Origin of the sequence: Bartonella sp. MR110HLJHH, assembly GCF_042194225.1 — a bacterium.
Lineage (GTDB): Bacteria > Pseudomonadota > Alphaproteobacteria > Rhizobiales > Rhizobiaceae > Bartonella > Bartonella grahamii.
The window spans coordinates 1-653 of sequence record NZ_JBHIMQ010000097.1 but is presented as its reverse complement, the minus strand read 5'-3'; the positions used below and the strand labels follow the sequence as shown (position 1 = coordinate 653).

Below are 653 nucleotides of genomic sequence, written 5' to 3'. Positions count from 1 at the left end.
GCCATGGCATGGTGAAAGCAGATAAGATCAAGACTCATATCCTCTAGCTCTACAACAACATGCTTTTCTGGTATCTTCATAGAGTTTGTCCCACTTGATATTGTCCCACCTGGTATTGTCCTTGTGGTTTTCCGCCATTAAAAAAGGGCAAGAGCGTAATGGAATAGCGGATGCGCTGGGATTGACCAGAGCGGCTGATATAGTCGTGGTCTTTATTGATCGTGGTGATCACCACGGGACCATGGAGAAGGACACTATAGGTCGTATCATTGATCCAACGAAGCATCTGGACCGGCTTTGCTCTTCGAATGGTTTGGGCGATGGCATCTATCGCTACACGGTCACCAAATTCTTCTGGAAACCAAACTCCATGAATGGTTTTTGCATCATTGCCATAGCCGGTAAATTGCAAACTGGGGGACCTGCCAAAACGCTCCATACAAACCCATGAGGCAGAAAACTCTTCTTCAAAGGATTGGAAATTCAGCCAGTCCACATAAAATTGATGCGGTCCTAACATCATCAAAGGATCTCTCATAGGCTCCCTCCCCTCATTCTGTCCCGCCATGCAGAGCATTAGCGCGTGCCCGTTGAATGGCGTGGGCAACCGCACGACCAGTGGCCACAGGATCACGGGCACCATTGACATGCAC

The 653-nt window shown here is 48.7% G+C and carries 1 protein-coding gene and 1 pseudogene; both read right to left on the bottom strand.

What is annotated here, in order from left to right:
- Window positions 1-80 (bottom strand): annotated as a pseudogene (locus tag ACFIKB_RS09575) (phage tail protein); the annotation flags it as partial.
- Entirely contained in the window at window positions 77-538 is a 462-nt protein-coding gene (locus ACFIKB_RS09570; protein WP_375647895.1) for a phage tail protein, read from the bottom strand. The gene ACFIKB_RS09570 and the pseudogene ACFIKB_RS09575, both read right to left, overlap by 4 nt.
- Between the last annotated feature and the right edge of the window lie 115 nt (window positions 539-653).

Excerpts from the sequence above, each read along its gene's own strand:
- ACFIKB_RS09570 (WP_375647895.1), bottom strand. The coding sequence starts at position 538 with ATGAGAGATCCTTTGATGATGTTAGGACCGCATCAATTTTATGTGGAC.